The organism is Acetivibrio cellulolyticus CD2, assembly GCF_000179595.2.
GTDB classification, from domain to species: domain Bacteria; phylum Bacillota; class Clostridia; order Acetivibrionales; family Acetivibrionaceae; genus Acetivibrio; species Acetivibrio cellulolyticus.
The window spans coordinates 590547-611826 of record NZ_JH556657.1 but is presented as its reverse complement, the minus strand read 5'-3'; the positions used below and the strand labels follow the sequence as shown (position 1 = coordinate 611826).

Below are 21280 nucleotides of genomic sequence, written 5' to 3'. Positions count from 1 at the left end.
AAGGCTTGAAGTGACATTATAGTCGAAGTTATATTTCAGCATTCCTTATCATCTCAAAAAGTAAAATCGACAGTATTTTCTTCTGTGTCACTTGCTATCAATATGTTATTGCTGATAGTAAAATCTTTAAGCTGCATGTCTTTGTTGTTTACAGCCTGCTCAAGTATTTCAATAAAGTTTTGTGTAATTCTTTCGGCAGTTGACCTTTTAAATAAATCTGTCGAATATTCCAATACAAACCTTATATCCTCATTCTCTTCATATGCATCAATCAAAATATCAAACTTAACCGAACCGAATTCCAACTCTTTTTGATAAAACTTTAATCCTTCGACCTCTACAAAATTTGAAACAGTATTTTGCATCGCAAAAACAACATCAAATAACGGATTCCTATTTGAATTCCTATTCAAGCTTCCTATTTCCAAAAGCTTTTCTATAAGCATCTCCAGCTGATAATCCTGGTTTTCGTATGCTTTTAGACAGTTGCCCTTAACACTGTCTATAAAATCAATAAATTTCATTTGCTCTTTTGGGAAATTCCTCATCGGAAGCATATTTACAAACATTCCGATAATGTTTTCAAGATCTGCGTGTTGTCTCCCGGCAATTGGAGATGCAACGATAACATCCTCCTTGCCCGTGTACTTTGATAGAAGCAGATTGTATGCAGACAGCAGCAGCATATAAAGTGTTGTTTCAGTTTCAATTGCAAAACTTCTGATCTTTTTATAGAGCTCTGTTCCCATTTTGAAATATATTCTGCTGCCTCTATAATTCATTACATCAGGCCTTTTGTAATCAGTAGGCAAATCAAGCTCTGGAATTTCACCTCTGTAAGTTTCCATCCAGTAATCTTCCTGCTTTTTCAGAACGCCTTCTCTAAAAAGCCTTTCCTGCCATAATGTATAGTCCCTGTATTGTATCCTTAATTGTGGCAGCTCTTTTCCAGCATAAAGCGCAAAAAATTCTCCTGTCAAAATGTCCATGGATACACCATCAGAAATAATATGATGCATATCGTACATCATCATATGCCTGTCTTCTTTGAGTTCAACAAGCACTACTCTAAATAGTGGCGCTTTACTTAAATCAAAAGGTCTTACTAATGTCTTTATCTTTTCATCAATGTCTTCTTCCTGCCATTTATAGTATTCAACATTAAATTCAACTTTTTCGTGGACTCTCTGTACCCCCTCCATATCTATCATTTCAAAGGATGTTCTAAGAGTCTCATGCCTTTCTAAAAGCATTTTCAAAGCATTCTCAAATTGAACTTTATCTATTTTGCCTTCAATTATTACCGCACCCGGGGAGTTATATGCCGTTCCATCTCCTTGAATCTGAGCCTGTATAAGCATTCTCTTCTGTGCAGAAGATAATGGATAGAAATCTTTTTTAGGAGTAGGTTCAATTGAAGTAAATATGCTTTTTGAAGCTTCTTTTATGAAAGAAGCCTGGGATTTCACCGTTGGCCTCACAAAAAACTCTTTAAGAGGCATTTCAATATTCATTTCCTTATGGATCTTAGACAACATTACAGCAGCTTTCAGTGAATGCCCCCCAAGCTCAAAGAAATTATCATTTATTCCTATATTTGGGGTTCCAAGCACTTCACTCCAAATACTTACAATTTTTTGTTCAAGTTCGTTGCCTAGTGCTTCGTACTCCATAGCCTTGTCTTTGCTTTTCACAGGTTCAGGTAATGCCTTTATATCAACTTTTCCGTTCGGAGTAATAGGTATTTTTGTTAGAACCACAAAGCATGACGGTATCATGTATTCGGGCAGTTCTTCCAATAGTTGTGTACGTATGCTGTTTTGATCAATTTCTTCTTGTGCAGCAATATATGCACACAGGCATTTATCTCCTCCATTATCCCCTCTTACAATTACAACTGCTTCTTTTACTTTGCTGTGCTGTAAAAGAAGTTTTTCTATTTCTCCTAATTCGATCCTATAACCTCTCAGCTTTACCTGATTATCCATTCTTCCTATAAACTCTATATTCCCATCAGGCCGCCATTTCGCCAGGTCACCGGTGTGATATATTTTTTCTCCGGTCTCAAATGGATTCTCTTTAAACTTTTGGGCTGTAAGTTCAGGCTGATTTAAATACCCTCTGGACAAACTATCTCCTGAGATACATAATTCACCCACTATTCCTATAGGAAGCAGTTGTCCCTTTCCATCAGCATCCAGAATATATACTTTGTTATTGGAAATCGGGGTTCCAATAATAGCTTCACAGTCACTTTTCATTCCAACTAATGCCGTTGTTGTAATAGTGTTTTCTGTCGGTCCATATTCGTTAATAAGCCTGATATTCGGACTTATTGAAAAGCTTTTTTCTACAAGCCATTTATCACATTTCTCCCCTGCAAGAACTATGAACCTTATTGAATTCAAGTCCTCCGCCTGTGAACTTTCAAGAATTGCGCCATACATTGACGGTACAATACTCATATTAGTTACTTTTCTCTGCTTTATAAGACCTTTAATATGTGTAAAGTTCATTTTGTGGATGTTATTTGGTATAACAACACTACCTCCCGCCAATAAAGCAGGATACAGGTTTGTTCCAAAACCATCAAAAGAAAATGACAGCATCTGTAAACTTACATCGCCAGAAGAATAATTATAAGCGTTGTGTCTCCATTGAACAAAGTTAACCAGGCCTCTATGTTCGATCATAACTCCCTTTGGTTTTCCAGTGGAACCTGAAGTATATATTACATATGCAAGGTCATTTGGAGTATTAACGGACTTTGGGTTTTCAACTGCTTCCTTGCAGATCGCTTCATCGTCAAGGTCTATTATCTCACCCATAAATTTGATTTCTTTATTTTGCCCGCCATACTTTAAAAGAAGCTCTGTTTTGCTGTCTTCAAGCATATATTTTATTCTGTCCTCGGGATATTCTGGGTCTATAGGCAAATAAGCTCCACCTGCCTTGAGTATCCCCATAATACCTGCTACCATATGGAGTGACGGTTCAGCCATTATTGCTATTATGCTCTCACGTTTTACTCCCTTTTTGCGCAATATACCTGCAAGTTGGTTTGCCCTCTCATTAAGTTCCCTATAAGTAAGCTGCTCATCTTCACAAATAACCGCTAAATTGTCAGGTGTATTCTCTACCTGCTCTTCAAACAGCTGTTGTATTGTTTTATCTTTTGAGTACACTGCTTCTGTGTTATTAAATTCGCAAATAAGCTTCTTCTCATAATCAGTAATCATCTCTAGATCAGAAAGCTTTCTTTCAGGATTTTTCAGTACCTCTTCAAGGATTTTTATATAATGCAAAGACATGCGAGCTATGGTATCCTTATTGAAAAGTTCTGAAGCATACTCAATACAGAAAAGTATTGAATCCTTCTTTTCCTCAACATTAAAAGCAAGATCAAATTTGGATATCCCGGTATCTGCCTTATAAGGCTTCATAACCAAACCCTGAACCTCAAGGTTCTCACTGTCCATATTTTGAAGAATTAACATGACATCAAACAATGGATTCCTGCTCATGTCTCTTCTTAAATCAAGCTTTTCAACAAGGTCTTCTAAAGGATACTCCTGGTTTTCAAATGCTTTCAACGAATTCTCTTTCACTTCATACAAAAACTCTATAAATGTTTTATCCTTGCCCGGATAATTTCTCATAGCAAGTGTATTTACAAACATTCCCACAATATTTAGCAAATCGGCATGGGGTCTTCCCGCTACAGGCGAGCCGACTATTATATCTTCCTGACCTGTGTATTTCATCAAAAAGGTATTGTAAAGAGCCAAAAGCACCATGTATAAAGTAGTTCCTGTTTCTTTTGTCAGGATATTTATTCTCTCTCTCAAATCCCCGCTTATCTCAAATTCAAAGTTGCTTCCTTCAAAGCTTTGCACAGCACCTCTTACACGGTCCGTCGGAAGATCGAGTACAGGTATTTCACCTTTGAACCTCTCCATCCAATACTCTTCCTGTTCCTTTAGTACACCTTCTTCAGCGAGCTTTTTCTGCCACATTGTATAGTCTTTGTACTGTATCCTCAATTGCGGAAGCTCTTTTCCGTTGTATATTTCAGAAAACTCTCTTATTATAATGTTCAAAGATGTACCATCGGAAATTATATGGTGCATATCCAAAAGCATTATATGCCTGTCTTCCCTAACCTTTATCAGCACTGCTCTAAGTAGAGGTGCTTTGCTTAAATCAAAAGGCTTAATCAATTCCCTGATTTTTTCGGTGACCAGCTCTTCTAGGAGTTCAAAGTACTCTATATTGAACTCTACATTTTCATGTATCCTTTGAACTGGCTCACCAGCAATAATTTCAAAGGAAGTTCTGAATGATTCATGTCTTTGTGCCAATTTTCTAAATGTATTCTCAAATCGAACCCTGTCAATAGATCCATCCAAAATTACCATACCAGGTACATTGTAAACCGTACCTTTGCCTTCCAGCCTGTTTAATACATACATTCTCTTCTGAGCCGGTGACAAGGGATAAAAGTCCATTTTCTCAGCACACTCAATAACTTCAAACACTTCTCTTTCTGACCTTTTTATTTGGTCAGCAAGCCCTTTCACTGTAGGATTGGCAAATACATCTTTCAGCGATATCTCTGCATTTATTTCTTTACGTATTCTTGATATAAGAATTGCAGCTCTCAGTGAATGTCCGCCCATTTCAAAGAAGTTATCATTAGTGCCTATCCCATCTACTCCGAGAATTTCCTGCCAAATACCCACAAGCTTTATTTCAGTATCATTAGCCGGAGCATCATATAATGCTGCTTTATTAATATTCACTTCCGGCTTTGGCAGAGACTTATGGTCTATCTTACCGTTAATTGTCAGCGGCAGCCTGTCCAACTGAATAAAATATGACGGTATCATATAGTCAGGAAGTTTTGCACAAAGGAATTCACGTATTTCATTAACTTTCAGTTCTTCGTCTGCTACAAAATATGCAATCAGGTATTTTATATCACTTAGGTCTTTATTCGAAGTAACCATTGCTTCTTTTATTAATTTGTGCCTTAATATCTGCTCCTCTATTTCACCAATCTCAATACGGAAACCCCTGATCTTTACCTGATTATCTTTCCTCCCTAAAAACTCAATGTTTCCATCAGGAAGCCACCTTGCAGAATCGCCGGTTAGATACATTCTGCCGCCTTTTAAAAAGGGATCTGAAACAAATTTTTCTTGCGTTCTCTCCTGCTGGTTTATATAACCCCTGCCTACACCATCTCCACCAACACACAGCTCTCCTTCAACACCTATAGGCTGTAATTTACGGTTTTTGTCCAGAATGTATGCAGTTGAATTGCTTATAGGCTTACCGATCGGTATGTTCTGCTCGTAACTGTCATTTATCTCAAAGCAAACAGAAAATGTAGTATTTTCAGTAGGTCCGTAACCATTTATAATTCTTAAATCCTTATACATCTCTCTTACTCTGTTTATATGCTTAGGAGATAACACATCTCCACCTACCAACAGATTCTTAAGGCTACTGAACAGCTCAATTCGCTGCTGTGATAACTGATTAAACAGAGGTGATGTCAGCCATAAAGTTGTTATTTGATATTCTTTTAAAGCACTCTCAAGCTTAATCGGGTCAATTATTGTACTTTCATCTACCAGATAAAGTCTTAAACCATTTAACAGAGCACCCCAAATTTCAAATGTAGAAGCATCAAATACCAGGGCGCCTGTCTTCAATATTCTGTCATTCTGTTTAAACTCAATATAGTTTGTATTTTTCACAAGTCTTATAACATTTTTGTGTTCAACCATAACACCCTTAGGTTTTCCTGTTGAACCTGAGGTGTAAATTATATAAGCCAAATCATCTGGGGTATTTACATTATCGATACTTATATGATCTTCGGAATATGAGTCAAGGGCATCAAGGTCTAGTATTTCTCCCTTGAAACCAAACCTGTCCTGCAAGTGATTTTGCACAAGCATTATATTGGCACCACTGTCCCCAATCATGTACCCTATCCTGTCAGCAGGATAATCAGGGTCAATCGGAAGGTATGCCCCTCCCGCTTTTAATATGCCAATGATTCCAATGGCCATCTCTATAGAACTCTCTGCCATAATCCCAACAATACTTTCTCGTACTACTCCCTTAATTCTGAGTACTTTTGCCAGTTGGTTGGACTTTTTGCTTAATTCTCCGTAAGTTAATTGCCTGTTTCCACATACTAAAGCAATATTATTGGGTGCTTTCCTACACTCTTCCTCAAATATTTGGTGTATCGTTTTATCAGCAGGGTATTCAGTTCCTGTGTCATTAAAATTTCCAAGTATAAGCTGCTTTTCCTCTTCTAAAATCATTTCAATATCAGAAAGCTTTATTTCAGGCTGACTTACTATTACATCCAAAATATTTAGATAATGCTTTGCCATTCTTGCCACTGTTTCTTTTCTAAAAAGCTCTGTGCAGAATTCAAATGAACAGGATAAAGCATCATTACTTGCTATGATATGCAGCACAATGTCAAAATTAGTTGTCATTTTCCCATATTCATAAGGTATAAGCCTCAGACCAGCCATTTCAACTTCTGTGCTCTTAACTGTCTGGAAATCAAACATTATATCAAATAAGGGATTTCTGGACATATCTCTTTCTATATCTAATACATCAACCAATTTGTCAAATTGATAGTCTTGATTCGCGTAGGCATTTAATGAGTTTTCCTTTACTTCCTTCAGTAATTGTTCAAAAGTTTTATCAGCTTTAGGATAGTTTCTTAATGCAAGGGTATTAACAAACATACCTGCGAGGTTGTCCAAATCCTTATGTTTCCTGCCTTCGACAGGAGAACCGATTATTATATCTTCCTGTCCGGTGTACTTATGTAATAAAACATTAAACGCAGAAATCATGTACATAAACAAAGTAGTCCCTGCTTCTGCAGATCTTTTGTTTAAATTATCAAATAAAGTCCTGTCCAGCTTAAAGTCAACCTTATCTCCACAAAAACTCTGTACAAGAGGTCTGTAATAATCAGTAGGCAAGTTCAAAGCTGGAATACCGTTTTTAAATATTTCCAACCAGTATTTCTCCTGCTTTTTCAATGCTTCCGTATTGAAAAAATCATTCTGCCATATGGAAAAATCCTTATATTGAACCTTAAGCTCCGGAATATCCATTCCCCTGTATAAATCAGTCAATTCTTTTGTCAGTATTCCTATGGATGTTCCATCCGAAATAATGTGGTGGATGTCAAAAATCATAAGATATTCTTCCATGGATATCCTGATGAGCCCCACCCGCAACAATGGCAGTGTACCCAAATCAAACGGCCTGATAAAAGCATCAATATTTTCTTTTATGTCTTCATAAGATACATAACCATTCTCATCCTTGCTGTATAAATCCACTTCACTGATATTGAAATCAATGCTGTCATGCACTTTTTGCACAAGGTTTTGGTCCACAACTGAGAAAGATGTCCTCAATATTTCATGCCGCTCTATAAGCTTTTTAAATGCCGTCTCAAATCTCTTAATATCAATGTTTCCTATGATTTTCATTACTTTTGTAATGTTATAAGCAGTGCTCCCTATATCAAATTGGTTTAGAATATATAGTCTGCTCTGAGCAGCCGAAGCACTGTAATACTCCGCTTTAGGAACAGGTAAAATGGCATCCTCTTCAGCTTTGTTATTTGAACTGATTTTTACTAGATACTCATCATCAATATATTTTGCAAACTCTTTTACAGTAGTGTTATCAAATAAATCTATAACATCCGATTTAATATTGAGCTTTTTATTAATTGTGTTTATAATCTTCATTGCTATAATTGAGTCCCCGCCCAAATCATAGAAATCATCGTAGATGTTAACTTCTTTTAGCCCCAACACCTCACTGTATACATATGCCAAACTTATTTCCGTACTTGTATAATTTTGATTTGCTTCTCCAGCTATCAGAATATCCGTTTCTTTATTTGGATTTAAATCTGCATTTGTATTTTTCTGTACTTCATCTTTATTTACCTGTACTTGAGCCAACTGTTCTTTATCGTCCACAAATTTGCTTATAATTTCTTTTGACAGCTTTATAAAAGGAAACTTTTGCTGATCAAAGGATTGATTTCTGAAATTTATTTCTCCTATAAAAACCCTTTCAATATCCCTGTTTAAAACCTGGCCAAAGGCATAGATAGCTTTCTGAGTTGGCAGCACCTTGAAAAAGCCATCAGAGTTAACACCATAATTGAAAGCCATACCTGTCTCTTTCCACGCAGACCATTTAATAGTCAATGACTTTCTGCCCTTCTTGTTTCTATAAGCTGCATATGAATCCAGGTATGCATTCGCAGCAGTATAATCACCCTGCCCAACTATGCCCGCAAGTGTAGTGGATGATGAAAACAATACAAAGAAATCCAACTCATCCGTGTCCGTTAATTTATCTAAAATCCAAGTACCTTCTACTTTTGGTGCTAACACGCTGTCAAAAACTTTCTCATTCTTATTAATTAAGAACCCTTCTCCTGCCTGTCCTGCAGAATGAATAACTCCGTTGATTCTTCCAAACTTCTGTCTTGTTTTTTCAACAACTTCAGACATTTTCTTAATGTCAGAAACATCTGCTCTAAAAATGGTTACATTGGACCCTTTAGCTTCTATTCTTCTAATAACATTAATTTTATTTATAATTTTCAAATCATTTCCAAGACCAACTATGTCATCCCATGCTGACCTTTCAGGCATATCTGTACGACCGATCAACACCAAATTGACTTTGCTTTTTGATGAAAGATATTGGGCAACTTCAAGAGCTATCCCTCCCAAACCGCCTGTGATAATATACGCACCTTCTTCGTGCAGCATGATTTCTCTCTTTTTAATATTTTCAATATCAAATTCACCAAGCTCCTCAATATATCTTTTACCCTGACGGTATGCCACAGCAGAGGAGCCACCATCACACATCAATTCCGGGAATATGTCATCTAACCTTGTATAGTTGTCTATATCAATACATCTAAAGCTCACTTTCGGGTTCTCACTGTCAACAACCTTTGCCAATCCAAACAAAGCCGCATTTTCAGGCTTAATTATTTTCTCGTTGCCGGAAACTTCGTTTACATAATCCGAAATCACAACAATATCCAGATGCTTATCCAAATTAATATTTTGAACAGCCTTTGCAAGACGGAACAAACTCCCAACACCTCTTGCCATGCTCTCCTTCAGCACTGAAATATCACTTGCTTCCTCATCTGCTAAAGTCATAGCATGGATGATTTTGGATATCCCCTTAAGCTTTATTTGGGATACAACCTTTTTATAATCTTCAATATTACTGCCAACCATATATCTTTCACTACAGATTTCTTCATAAGCATTACCCGAAAAAACCTCAATAACGCTGCAACCACCTTGTCTTAATCTATCAACCATTTCACATTCCAATCGGGATTTACTGCTAAAGACCAATATGTTTTCCTTTTTTATAAATCTATCTTTAGTTTCAATTTCACAGTTAATCCATCTGGTTTGATGAAAAAGCTTATCGTTACTCTGTTGAAGTCCTTTCGCACTGCGCATTTTTTTTAGTGAATAGTTCTCAATTTCAACCAATACTTCACCTGACATATCAATAAGAGAAATGTTAAAGCTAACAGTCTGAGAATCTTCTGAAATATTGCTTATTGATGTTACATGGCTGTAAAACTTTGAAGGTAAGGCCCTGTAAACTTTAATAAGCCCATAGGAAAATGGCAGGAATATGCTGTCTTCCAAATTGGAAGAACTGTTTTTTAAGCTTCTCCTAATTAAAGGTATTGTTGTGAGCGCATTATCTAAAAGAGATGGGTATAGTGTATAGTCTTCTAATTCACTCTCAAATTCCCCATCCAATTCAATATGAGATAGCAGCTGATTTTCTCCTACATAAATTTTACGTATGCTGCCCCAACGTAGACCGAGCTCGAAAACCGTCTTGTCATTATAGTCGTTTATATTAGGAGTTATAACCTCTTCATTGCAGCTCTTTTTTATTTCATCAACATCGCATAAAAGAGCTCTGCAGCTCTTTAAAGCACTAGCCCTGCCTTCAATGTGTTTTGACCAGTTTTCGTTTTCTGCATCACAATTGCTCACCGCTGTAAATTTGTAGTTTTCATCTTCTTTATTTATTATAAGCTGTACTTCTCTCTTTTCATGGCTGTTCATAACCAAAGGTGTGAGAAATACAATATCTTTCATTTCAATAGGGCATCCTTTATTGCTTTTTCCAAAGGTCTGCATTACCATTTCCAAATAAGCAGTTCCAACCAATACGTTGTTGCCTGAGATCTTATGCTCTTTAAGTATCCAATTTCTTTCGCTGTCAAATTCTTTGGAAAACACCTCAAGATTCATAGATTTCAACCTGCAGCAGTCAACCAAAGCGCCAATACTATTTTTTTCGTCATTAATTTTTACATTTTTAGCAACTTCGATCCAACAACGGCTCCGTTCAAACGGGTAAACAGGCAACCCTACTCGTGATCTCAATTCATCTTTATATAGCTTTTCAAATTCTACATCTGCACCCTTTACATACAAACAACATATTTTTTCTAACAGACCTACGTTTTTTCTGTCAGATATAAACTCACTAATTTCACTCGATACCTTTGTGCTGATTTCCTTTTGCACACTATCAGTGATTTCCCAATCAGCCTTATTTTCTTTGATTTCCGAAACTATTTTGTGATATGCGTAATATATATTTTTTGCTTCATCTGTTTTAAGTGCAGCACTGCCCAGTTTTTGCTTTAATTCTTCCAGACTTTCAAATATCACTGCAAGTCTATAGTTATAATGACCTCTGCCTGTATTTGCAGTAAAACAGATATCAGCAATATCTACATTGACTTCTTTCTCTAAAAATGCCTTATATCTCTCAATCAAGTTTACTAAGCAAGATTGACTTTTTGCAGACAGCGCCAGAAAGTACAAATCTCGTTTCTCAGTTCCCTTTGTTATTTTGCTTACAGGGGCTTCCTCAAGAATCAAATGACAGTTTGTACCACTAAAACCAAAAGAGCTTATGCCACACCTTTTTGGATACTCTTCAGTTTTCCATTCCTTCAACTTGTCGTTTACAAATACAGGAGAATCGGCAAAATCTATTTTACTGTTTGGAGTCTTGAAGTGTATACTTGGAGGTATCTCAGCATATTTTAAAGCCAGGACACACTTTATCAGCCCAGCTATCCCTGCTGCATTATCAAGATGTCCGATATTTGTTTTGACAGAACCTATAGGCACGAACTGCTTTTTATCTGTATATCTTCTGAAAGCCCTTCTTATTCCATCAACTTCAATAGGATCTCCAAGTTTTGTTCCCGTTCCGTGTGCCTCTATATAAGATATGGACAAAGGATCTATTCCTGCATCTTTCCATGCACTGACAATAACATCCTCCTGTGCCAATACATTTGGGGCAGTTATGCCAATGGATCTTCCATCCTGGTTTACAGCGCTTCCTTTTATTACGGCGTAAATGTTATCCCTATCCCTTATTGCTGCACTTAATGGCTTCAACAGTACAGCAGCAGTACCCTCTCCGCTGCCAGTCCCATCAGAGCTGTCATCAAAAGCTTTTGTCCTCCCGTCGGATGACTCAATACCCAGTTTGAATTGTGCCTGTGCAGGCAAAATATTTATTCTCACACTTCCAGCTATAGCCATCTCGCACTCACCGTTTCTTATTGCTCTTATGGCAGTGTGAATAGCCACAAGCGCTGAAGAACATGCAGTATCAATTGACATACTTGGGCCTTTCAAGTCAAGGAGATACGCAATTCTGCTTGCAATAATAGGTGTCAAATTTCCTGGCACAGCCAGTGGTATTGAGGATGGATCCAATTCTTCAATAAACCTTTTATAATCAACAGGGGCATCAGCTTCAAATCCTATGTAGACTCCAGTCTTACTTCCATTTAGCTTGTTACCGCCATATCCTGCATCCTCTATAGTTTTCCATGCAGTTTCAAGAAACAATCTTTGATTAGGGCTCATTAAAGCCGCTTCTTTAGGTGATAAACGAAAAAACGTGTAATCAAACTTATCTACCTCATCAAGAAATGCACCTTCTTGATACTCTGTTTTATCCATATTCATACTTCTTAAGAAATCGTCAGTATCCAATCTCCTCACATCTGGAAATTCCCGTACCAAATCTACCCCAGCCCTTAGATTGGCCCAAAACTCATCAGCATTTTTTGCTGAACCGAATTCACAAGCCATACCTATAATTGCTATATCCTTTGAAGATATTTCTTCAATGTCAGAATATTTATTCATGTTAACTTTACCAAGCTTAATACTGCTAAAATCCATTAAAACTGCCCCCCATATATTTAAGGAATGATATATTACTTTACAATTCCTTATTTAAACTCATAATCATCAGCTAGTGTTCCTACAAGCTCCAAATACCCACTTAGAAGCTCCTTTATTTTTTCTCTTTTGAGCCTACTACTGTCAAACTCACACGCAACTGACATATTCTCAAAATCAATTTCAAATATAACATCGTAAACATCTACCAGCTTAGCTTTTTCAGTCAAAAGCTTTGCATCATATATAAACGGTATAATTTCATATTTACTTTTGCTTACTTTAATATTCTTTAAATCTTTTTGTGAATATTTTTCTTTTGATCCGCTTTCATTATTTGCAGCTCCTACTACTTTGAATAAGTCTCTGAAACCCTTTAGTTCATTCAAATTTATTGGTATTTGATATATGTTATTATCAATAACTGCATTTACAGTTATATTTGTTTTTTGCGTAATTTCAGAAATCAGATACGCATACATTCCAATGAATACATCATATACACGGACCTTTTCATATTCTGAAATTCTTTTGATTTTCTCAAAAATACTTTCTTTAAGGCTAGCTTTGAAAACAGCACCGTCCTGAGACTCTTTTGCATCTACAAAGTATCCATCTGGAAATGTTATTGTCTTAATCTCAATATCCCTTATATCTTCTTCGCTTCCCCTTATAAGTTCAGACAATTTCTCAATTGTTGTATGCGCAAAAATGTCTGTCATTGATACTTTTCCAGGATATTGTTTATCAATCTTTGAATGCATTTGTATAAGCAAAATAGAATTTCCGCCGATATCAAAGAAATTATCCTTTATACCAACACGGTCAACTCCCAAAATATTCTTCCATATATCTACCAAATGCTCCTCTGTCTCATTTGTAGGTTCGATATACTCAGAGCCCAAATTTACGTCTGTATCTGGTTCAGGAAGCAGTCTTTTATCTATTTTCCCATTCAGTGTCAAAGGCAGGTTCTCAAGTCTGACAAAATAGGAAGGTACCATATATGATGGTAGCTCTTTAGATATATTCTCCTTTAACTCCGCTGCATTCAATTCTTTATCTGAGACATAGTATGCACACATATATTTGGTATCTAGATTTTTGCTTTCCGTTATCTTTTCAACACCAATCCTATTTAAGAAATTATCCACTGCGTGTTCGCTTACAGAGCAGTGCAAGTCTTCCTCTAAATTATCCTTAGTTATATGGCCCATCCTTCTTTCCCAACATGTTGCACTGCCATAATAGTGGTAGCCCTTTGCAGTTAAGTGATGCTTGTCCCCTATTTGCTTAATGGAGCAATTCGTCGAATATATGGCATAATTTTTTCTGCTTTCCCAGTAAGGATCTTTTTCATTTAAGAACGTCAGCATTGCCTCATTTGAAATGTCACAATACCTGTAAAAATCAACTGTTTTTACAGCATCATAAACAGATTTGTCATTAATTACATCGATGTTTATACGATCAAATATATTTCTATCTATCTCCACAGATGTCTTTTGGAGGCTTTTCAATCCACTTTCGACCTCTTTCACATCAGAAATTCCCTGCTTAAAGAACATGATAAGCTTATTTTCAATTATTTGTCCGCGAGATAGTGTTGCACCTACGACCAATTTAATACCATTTTTATATGCATACTCCAATGCTAGAGATGATGACGTATGAAAACATCCCCTGCACACTGTTTTGGCAAAATTGATACTCTCCTTAAGAATTTCATCTGTATTCTCATGTTTTAGTACAACATGATCTACGCCAAGCTTGGAAGTAATCATTTTTATATTTTCCATATCCGTTTTGCTGAAATACCCGTTATCATATGTAACAGCCAATACGTTATAACCCTTCTGTACTAAAGTATATAGGGCATAGGCCGAACCTTTTCCACCGCTGTATAAAAGCAGGCAATCATACTTACTGCTGCCTTCTTCTCTGGCATTAATTATAATGTTATTCAAATCCTCAAGAGTTCCAAAATACTTGTCCATATACTTTTTATAGACACTAAAGTCACGGCAAACATCACAAATTCCATCTTCATCTATTGTAATACCTGGATATGAAGAGACAGCTCCACATTTTTTGCATACTCTGGTTTCCTGTATCGATTTTTTGCTGTCCTTAATCGCTACAACACATTCTTTAATTGAATCATTTTTGAGTAAAACCGATTCAATTTCACCCAATTCAATACGGTATCCCCTTATTTTGACCTGCTCATCAACCCTGCCCATTATTTCAATGTTTCCATCATCAAGCCACCTTCCAAGGTCGCCTGTCTTATAAAGCTTCCCCTTACCAAAAGGATTTTCAAGAAAACTCTCTGATGTTTTTTGGGCATTATTAATGTATCCCCTGGCAACACTATCGCCTGCAATATATATTTCTCCTACAGCTTTTAGCGGCATAAGGTTAGAGTTTTTAGAGAGGACATACAATTGATTGTTATCTACTGGCCTTCCTATTGGAACGATTCTTCTTTTGTCATCCCTGTCAATGCAGTAATATGTGTTGTTTATTGTACATTCTGTAGGTCCATATGTATTTACTATTCTACCTTCAAAGTAAGAATAAAAGCTTTTTACCGTATCCATACTTATAGGCTCTGCGCCAATAATAAGCCATGGCATTTTCAACTTTTGCTTTTCATTTGTTGAATTTAAAAGGTAGGTCATACCTGTTACCAGAGAAGCCGGACAATACATCATTGTCAAGTCATCTTCCCCCATCAAACTCATTAGATACTGGGCATCTCTGCTTTGATCGTAGGTAATCAGTTTTACGCTAGCCCCAACATAAAGAGGCCAGAAAAGCTCCCAAACAGAAGGATCAAAAGACAGATTGGTCCTCTGAACAATAATATCTTGAGCTTTCAGCCTGAACTCCTTCTGCATCCAAAGTATACAATTATTTACCTGTCTGTGTTCAACCATAACACCTTTTGGCTTTCCAGTTGAACCGGATGTATACATAACATAGGCTAAATTATTAGCCCCAACAGTTTGAGCCAGATTGTTTTTATCTTCATTCCCAATGACTTCCGTCAATTGGTCTAGAACCAGCACTTCCCTTGATTTGTCCTCATCCTGACTTTTGGATTTATCCAGGAAAGCTATCCCCTTGATTTTTTGCAGAACCTCGTTGGACGGAATACTAAACCCATTCTCAAACATTCTTTCTACAAGCTCTGAAAGGGTATATTCTCCTTCACCAAGAATAACCAAATCCACGTTTTTATCTTTCAAAATAGTATCATAATCACTTGAACCATAAGGTCCTCCAGTTATAATCGGAACCTTAATTCCCCATTGCCTTAAAAGCATGACAGTCTCATGGAAAAACTCTTTAAAATATGTTAAAGTCCTTATTCCTATCATGTCGGGTTTATATTCATCTACTAAAGCTTTTAGCTCTGTAAAGCTATCAAAGTCTATACCTGATTTATAAATACGTCCGTCAATCCTGTCACCAAATACTTGTTTTAAGTACGTCAAAAGATAGATATGCCCGATAGGCTGTTCCGCTACTTTATAAAGCATGCTGCGAGAACTAAAATGCTGCGACAGATCAAGGAATAAAACCTTTTTTGCATTCAAAGGAGTTTTTCTTTCCGCATGTTTTCTGTCAAAAATTGTTATTCTATCTGTATCAACCCTGTCATTCTGTAATTCAATACTATCTATACCTGCAAATTTAAAAATATCCTCTACTGTTCTTATTTCAACAGGCAAATATGCATCATATTTTTGAATTAGCGCTTGCTCATCAAGTATCTTCATTTGTACAGGTAGCACCTTGTTAAGACGTTCCTTGGACAAGAAATATTCATTCATAAAGTCAGCCTGATATTTTCTCGTAAAGCTCTTTGGAAAAGGCAGAGTTTCAGGCAGTTCATGGAATGCCCTATCTTTGGACTTCAAAATATCCTGCTTTGAAACGCCATATTCCAGCGCAAATTCTTCCATCTCCGTATTTGGAAATATCTTAAGAATATGCACATATGGAAAGTGAAGCCACTTAATATCTTTTATAAAATTCAAGGTCATCATAGCTTCTTCCTCAGTTTCTGTAGGAAAACCATGCATAGTAGCCATCTCTAATATTATATTGGAATGCTGGGATGCAAAATAATCTACAACACCTTTAAATTTATCCAGGTCAAGGTCCTTCTTCAAGAGTTTCTGCAGCCTTGGCGAAGCAGTTTCAAGAGAAAGGTTAACTCCTCGTGTTCCGGCTTCAACCATCAAATCAATATAATCTGGGGTTAATATATCTCCCCTCAAGCCATTTGGAAAAAACAACTGAATTCTTAGTTTATTCTTAATTATCAGCTTGAACAGTTCACGGCTGTTAGTCATATCAAGGTTAAAGCAATCATCAATAACTGCAAAATTGCTAACACCGTTCCTGTAATAGTATTCTATTTCATCAAAAATGCTCTGTGCAGTTCTTCGAACATGAAACTTAGACCATATTTTATGGCAGTACAAACATTTATACGGGCATCCTCTGGTAGTTTGAATCGATATGCAGTTATTTACACTTGCCATACCGATTTTGCCTTTATATTTATTAATATTAATAAGAGATCTATCCGGCACCGGAAGGCTTTGGAAATCCTCAATGTGACCTCTTGGGCTTGTAAGTATTATATTAATATCACTATTAGCCCCGAAATTCTGAAGCGCAGTTAATTGAAAATGTGCCGAAGCTTTGCTGTCTGTTATAAGAGCTATGGCACCTGAATCTTCAAGCATGTATGTTATCCTCTCGGCAGGAAGGTTAAGATCAATCGGAAGATAAGCTCCTCCAGCCTTAAGTATTGCCATGAGCGCAACAGCCATATCAAGAGACCGTTCCATCATTATCCCTACAACCTTTTCAACACCAACACCCTTTTCCCTCAAAAACCTTGCAAGCTGATTAGATTTTTCATTGAGCTCTTTATAGGTCAAGCATTGGTTATTAAACCTAACTGCGATATTATCCGGTGTCCTCAATACCTGATTCTCAAAATATTCTACTATCGTCTTATTGATATCATAATGATTTGTAAAATTATTAAAGTCAAACAGAATCTGTTCTTTTTCTTTCTGTGATAAGAATTCCATACTGTCCACAGGACTTTCCGGACTATTCACCATATTTTGCACTATGTTTATAAATTGTTTTGTAAGTCTTTCTATGGTATCAGCGTTAAATTTGTCTCCATCATAAATAAAACGTATACCAAACTGATCAAAAGTAGAAATAACCAGTGTCAGATCATAATTGGTCATTTCAAATATTGAGCTTAAAGTCATTTCAATTTCGCTCTGATTATCTTTCAGTGCCTCATCTAAAGGATAGTTCTCAACTACAACAATAGAATCAAAAAGGCTCTCTTTTCTGTCAACGCCGGATTGATTTTTTATTTCAGTCAAAGACGAAAGTTCAAATTCCACCCTTTCAAGAAGCATTTCGTCTACTCTGGCAAGCAGGTCAGTAACACTATCATTCTCACAAGTTTTGATTCTCAAAGGCGGCGTGTTAATGAACAAACCAACAATATTTTCAATTCCTCTGATTTGAGCAGTTCTTCCCGAAACTGTCGTACCAAAGACAACATCCCTGCTGTCGTTATAAACTTTAAGCAGTAGCCCCCATGCACTGTAAAGAATTGAAGCAGTGGTAATATTCCTGCTTTTTGAAAGCTCTTTTATCTTGTCTGATACTTCTTGTGGAATTGTGTCTATATAATTCTGTGTACTTGTACAAAACTCATCACTTTTTTTATCTAATGGAAGCACTGTCTTTGAAGTAAAATCCCCAATGTAATTGCTCCAGTATTCAATTTCCCTGGCTTTGTCATTTCCGGCAACCCGTTTTACAAACTCTTTATACTTAGTTTTAGACGGTCTTTCAGGTACTCTGCCATTTGACAGGCTACAGTATGCTTCAACAAACTCCTTTAGAATTATCCCATTACTCCAACCATCAAAAATGATATGGAAACTACTCAGAATCATTTCATACTCATTTTCATTGATTTTGCAAAGTATAATCCTGCATGGTGCACTGCTTATATCTATTTTTTCTTTTCTGTCTTCTTCCCGAACCTTATCTATCATCACTTGCTGTTGGCCATTACAATTTGAAAAATCAAATTCTCTTATTGGCATGTTGTGCGTTTTAAGAACAATCTGCAACGGCTTTTCAAGCATTTCCCACCTAAAAACAGTCCTTAGCATTTCATTTGTTTCAACAACATGATCCCAGGCTTTTTTTAATATTTCCATGTTTATTTTTCCAACTAGCCTGAAGCTAAGCTGCTCAAAGTATAATTCACTTGATGGTTGATTCAAATAGTGAAAGAGCATCCCTTCCTGCACGGGAGTAAGAGCTAAAATATCTTCAACATTTTGTTTGTCAAGTTTTTGAGTTGTACTCATAATAATATTTACACCCACCTTAAATTAGATCGATCCCTTTAGTCGAACAAAATTCTGTATATGTCTTCTATACTGTTCTTCTTACTGCCCAATGTAGAATTTATGATCTTTACAATATCTTCAATATAGTCATTTATAAAAAAATGTCCGCCTTCAAACTCATATACTCTGCAGTCTCCATTTGTGTACTTATACCATTGCCTTAAGTCCACAGCTGAAACTTCACTGTCATATCTTCCGCCTAACACCGATATGTCGAAATCATATACTACCTGGGTTTGTTGAGCCCTGTAGTTGTCTAGTATCTTGTAATCAGCCCTTAAAACAGGCAGAAAAATTTCAAGTAACTCTTTATTATCAAACAGTCCCTTAGGAGTACCTCCATAACTTTCAATTTCTGCTATAAATTCATCATCAGGCAAGTCATGGAGTACTTTTCTCCGCTTATCAGCATGTGGGGGATATCTTCCAGAAAAGAAAATATGTAACGGATCCCGCTGCTTTTCTCTTTTTATCTGGTTTACCAGTTCATATGCAAGTATTGTCCCCATACTATGTCCAAAGAAAGCGAATTGCGAATTAACTATTTCCGGTTCAATTATCTTATATAAATCTTCAACAGCTTCCTTAATGCTTAAGTAAAACGGCTCATTAAACCTTTTCCCTCTTCCTTTTAGTTCTAAAGCCCATATTTCAATAAAGCTGTGTAAATAATCTTTCCATTTTCTATAGGTAACTGCTGAACCGCCGGCAAACGGCAAACAAAACAACTTAATTTTATCCATCTTAATCTCCCTATAATAAACCTTTAGGAATGCTGAAAATATGACTTCGGCTATTCCTTATTATGTTTTAGCTTTGGATTTTGGGAAAAGCGTTGTCAATACAATAAATATGCCCAGTAATATAAGCATGCCAAATATGGAATAAACCGCCGGCAAAATACTCATAGGGCCCCATACATTTATAAAGCCCCATGGAAGACCTCCAAATAATATATTTGGCGCATTGTACAGGTTATATCCGATAATAATGATAACAGTGAGAGAAGGAATAAGGATTAGTAATTTCTTTATAATGCTGCCACTATAACTCCTTCTTTTCTTAATAAGCTGCATAACTGCAATGGCTAAAAGACAAATTACGAGAATCAAAATGCCACTTGATACGAAAAATATAACTGTTACAGTCTTATCAAGGCCTAAATAATTATCAAAATGTGAGTGTGCAGAATCTTTGCTTCTAAGTATGTTCATAACGCCTTGACCTATAGCACGGGTATAAACAGAGTTTCTGTTAGCCAATACTATAATTCCAAGATTTTCGCCAGGACTAAATGATATATATGATGAAAAATTCGGATTACCTCCATCATGGATAAATTCACCATATCCATCCGGATAAAATGCCCATCCGGCAGCATAAAAAGCTCCATCCTCTGCTTTAGGAACTGTACTGTTATGAACGTGAGACTTATCTATAATTGATTTTTGAAGCTCTGTTGTACTAGCTGCTCCCAATTGAATTCCAAGCCATTTTCCCATATCCTCTGCATTGGATATTATATATCCAGCTGGCGTATTGCCTCTATATTCAGGCGCATCATAACGGAGTACTTTGGTAAAGCCAAGCTTGTACCCATAAGACATTCCTTTATCCATTGCCTCTTCCCTTGACATGTAAGTGTTATTAAGTCCAAACAACTGCAAAATATTATTTCTCATATATTCTTCATAGGAAACACCTGATACTTGTTGAATAACTAAACCTAATACATCATAATTTAATGAAGCATAGAAAAAATTTTTTCCAGGCTCATTAATAAGTTCTTTGTTTATCAAAACCCGCACCGTATATTCCAATGCCTTTTCAGAATCTGAAACAGGAATTTCACATGCAGTTTCAAAAGGAATACCGCTGGTTTGATGTAAAAATTGTTCTAAAGTAACATCTACTTCTTTGCCATTGTATTTAAGTTTTAACCATGGGATATATTTACTGACAGGGTCATTTATTTTCAGCTTTCCTTCTTCCTCAAGCTTTAAAATTGCAAGTCCGGTAAATGCCTTGCTTACAGAACCCAACTCAAACAAAGTATCAGTAGTAACTGCTTCTTTTGATTTTAGGTCTGAATAACCAAAACCATTGCTATATATCTCTTTATCACCATTTACAACAGCAATTGATATTCCGGGAAGCTTACCTACTTCCATCTGCTGTTTTATAAAGGTCTCTATTTCTTGTATTGCAGAAGCATTAATACCATTACTATCAAATCTATATACTGTTTCTCCCTGGTCTGAAGACTCAACACTTCCACCATGTTCATCCTCCTCGTGTCCATGTTCCTCATGAGAATGTCCTGTATGTTCAACATTTGACTGTGCACAGCCAGTTAAAGACATAAGAGATACCATACATGCGAAAAAAATTGCACCTGCTTTTCTAAACATTTTCATACAATTTGCCTCCATAAAATTA

The 21280-nt window shown here is 36.4% G+C and carries 4 protein-coding genes; all 4 read right to left on the bottom strand.

Annotated features, from left to right (window positions below):
• Positions 1-53: 53 nt before the first annotated feature.
• From ACECE_RS29455 to ACECE_RS27625, 4 genes are read right to left on the bottom strand one after another with little or no spacing between them, the layout of a single operon-like run.
• On the bottom strand, positions 54-12359 hold the full coding sequence (locus tag ACECE_RS29455; RefSeq protein ID WP_010248513.1) for a non-ribosomal peptide synthetase: 12306 nt from the start codon (positions 12357-12359) through the stop codon (positions 54-56).
• A 50-nt stretch (positions 12360-12409) separates the two neighbouring features.
• Positions 12410-18799, bottom strand: a complete 6390-nt coding sequence (locus ACECE_RS0214580; RefSeq protein ID WP_010248511.1) for a non-ribosomal peptide synthetase — start codon at positions 18797-18799, stop codon at positions 12410-12412.
• A gap of 38 nt (positions 18800-18837) precedes the next feature.
• Positions 18838-19584 (bottom strand): thioesterase II family protein, encoded by a 747-nt coding sequence (locus tag ACECE_RS0214575; RefSeq protein ID WP_010248509.1) that lies wholly within the window; start codon positions 19582-19584, stop codon positions 18838-18840.
• 60 nt (positions 19585-19644) lie between these two features.
• Complete coding sequence (locus tag ACECE_RS27625) at positions 19645-21258, bottom strand: serine hydrolase (RefSeq protein WP_010248507.1); 1614 nt, start codon at positions 21256-21258, stop codon at positions 19645-19647.
• Positions 21259-21280 lie beyond the last annotated feature (22 nt).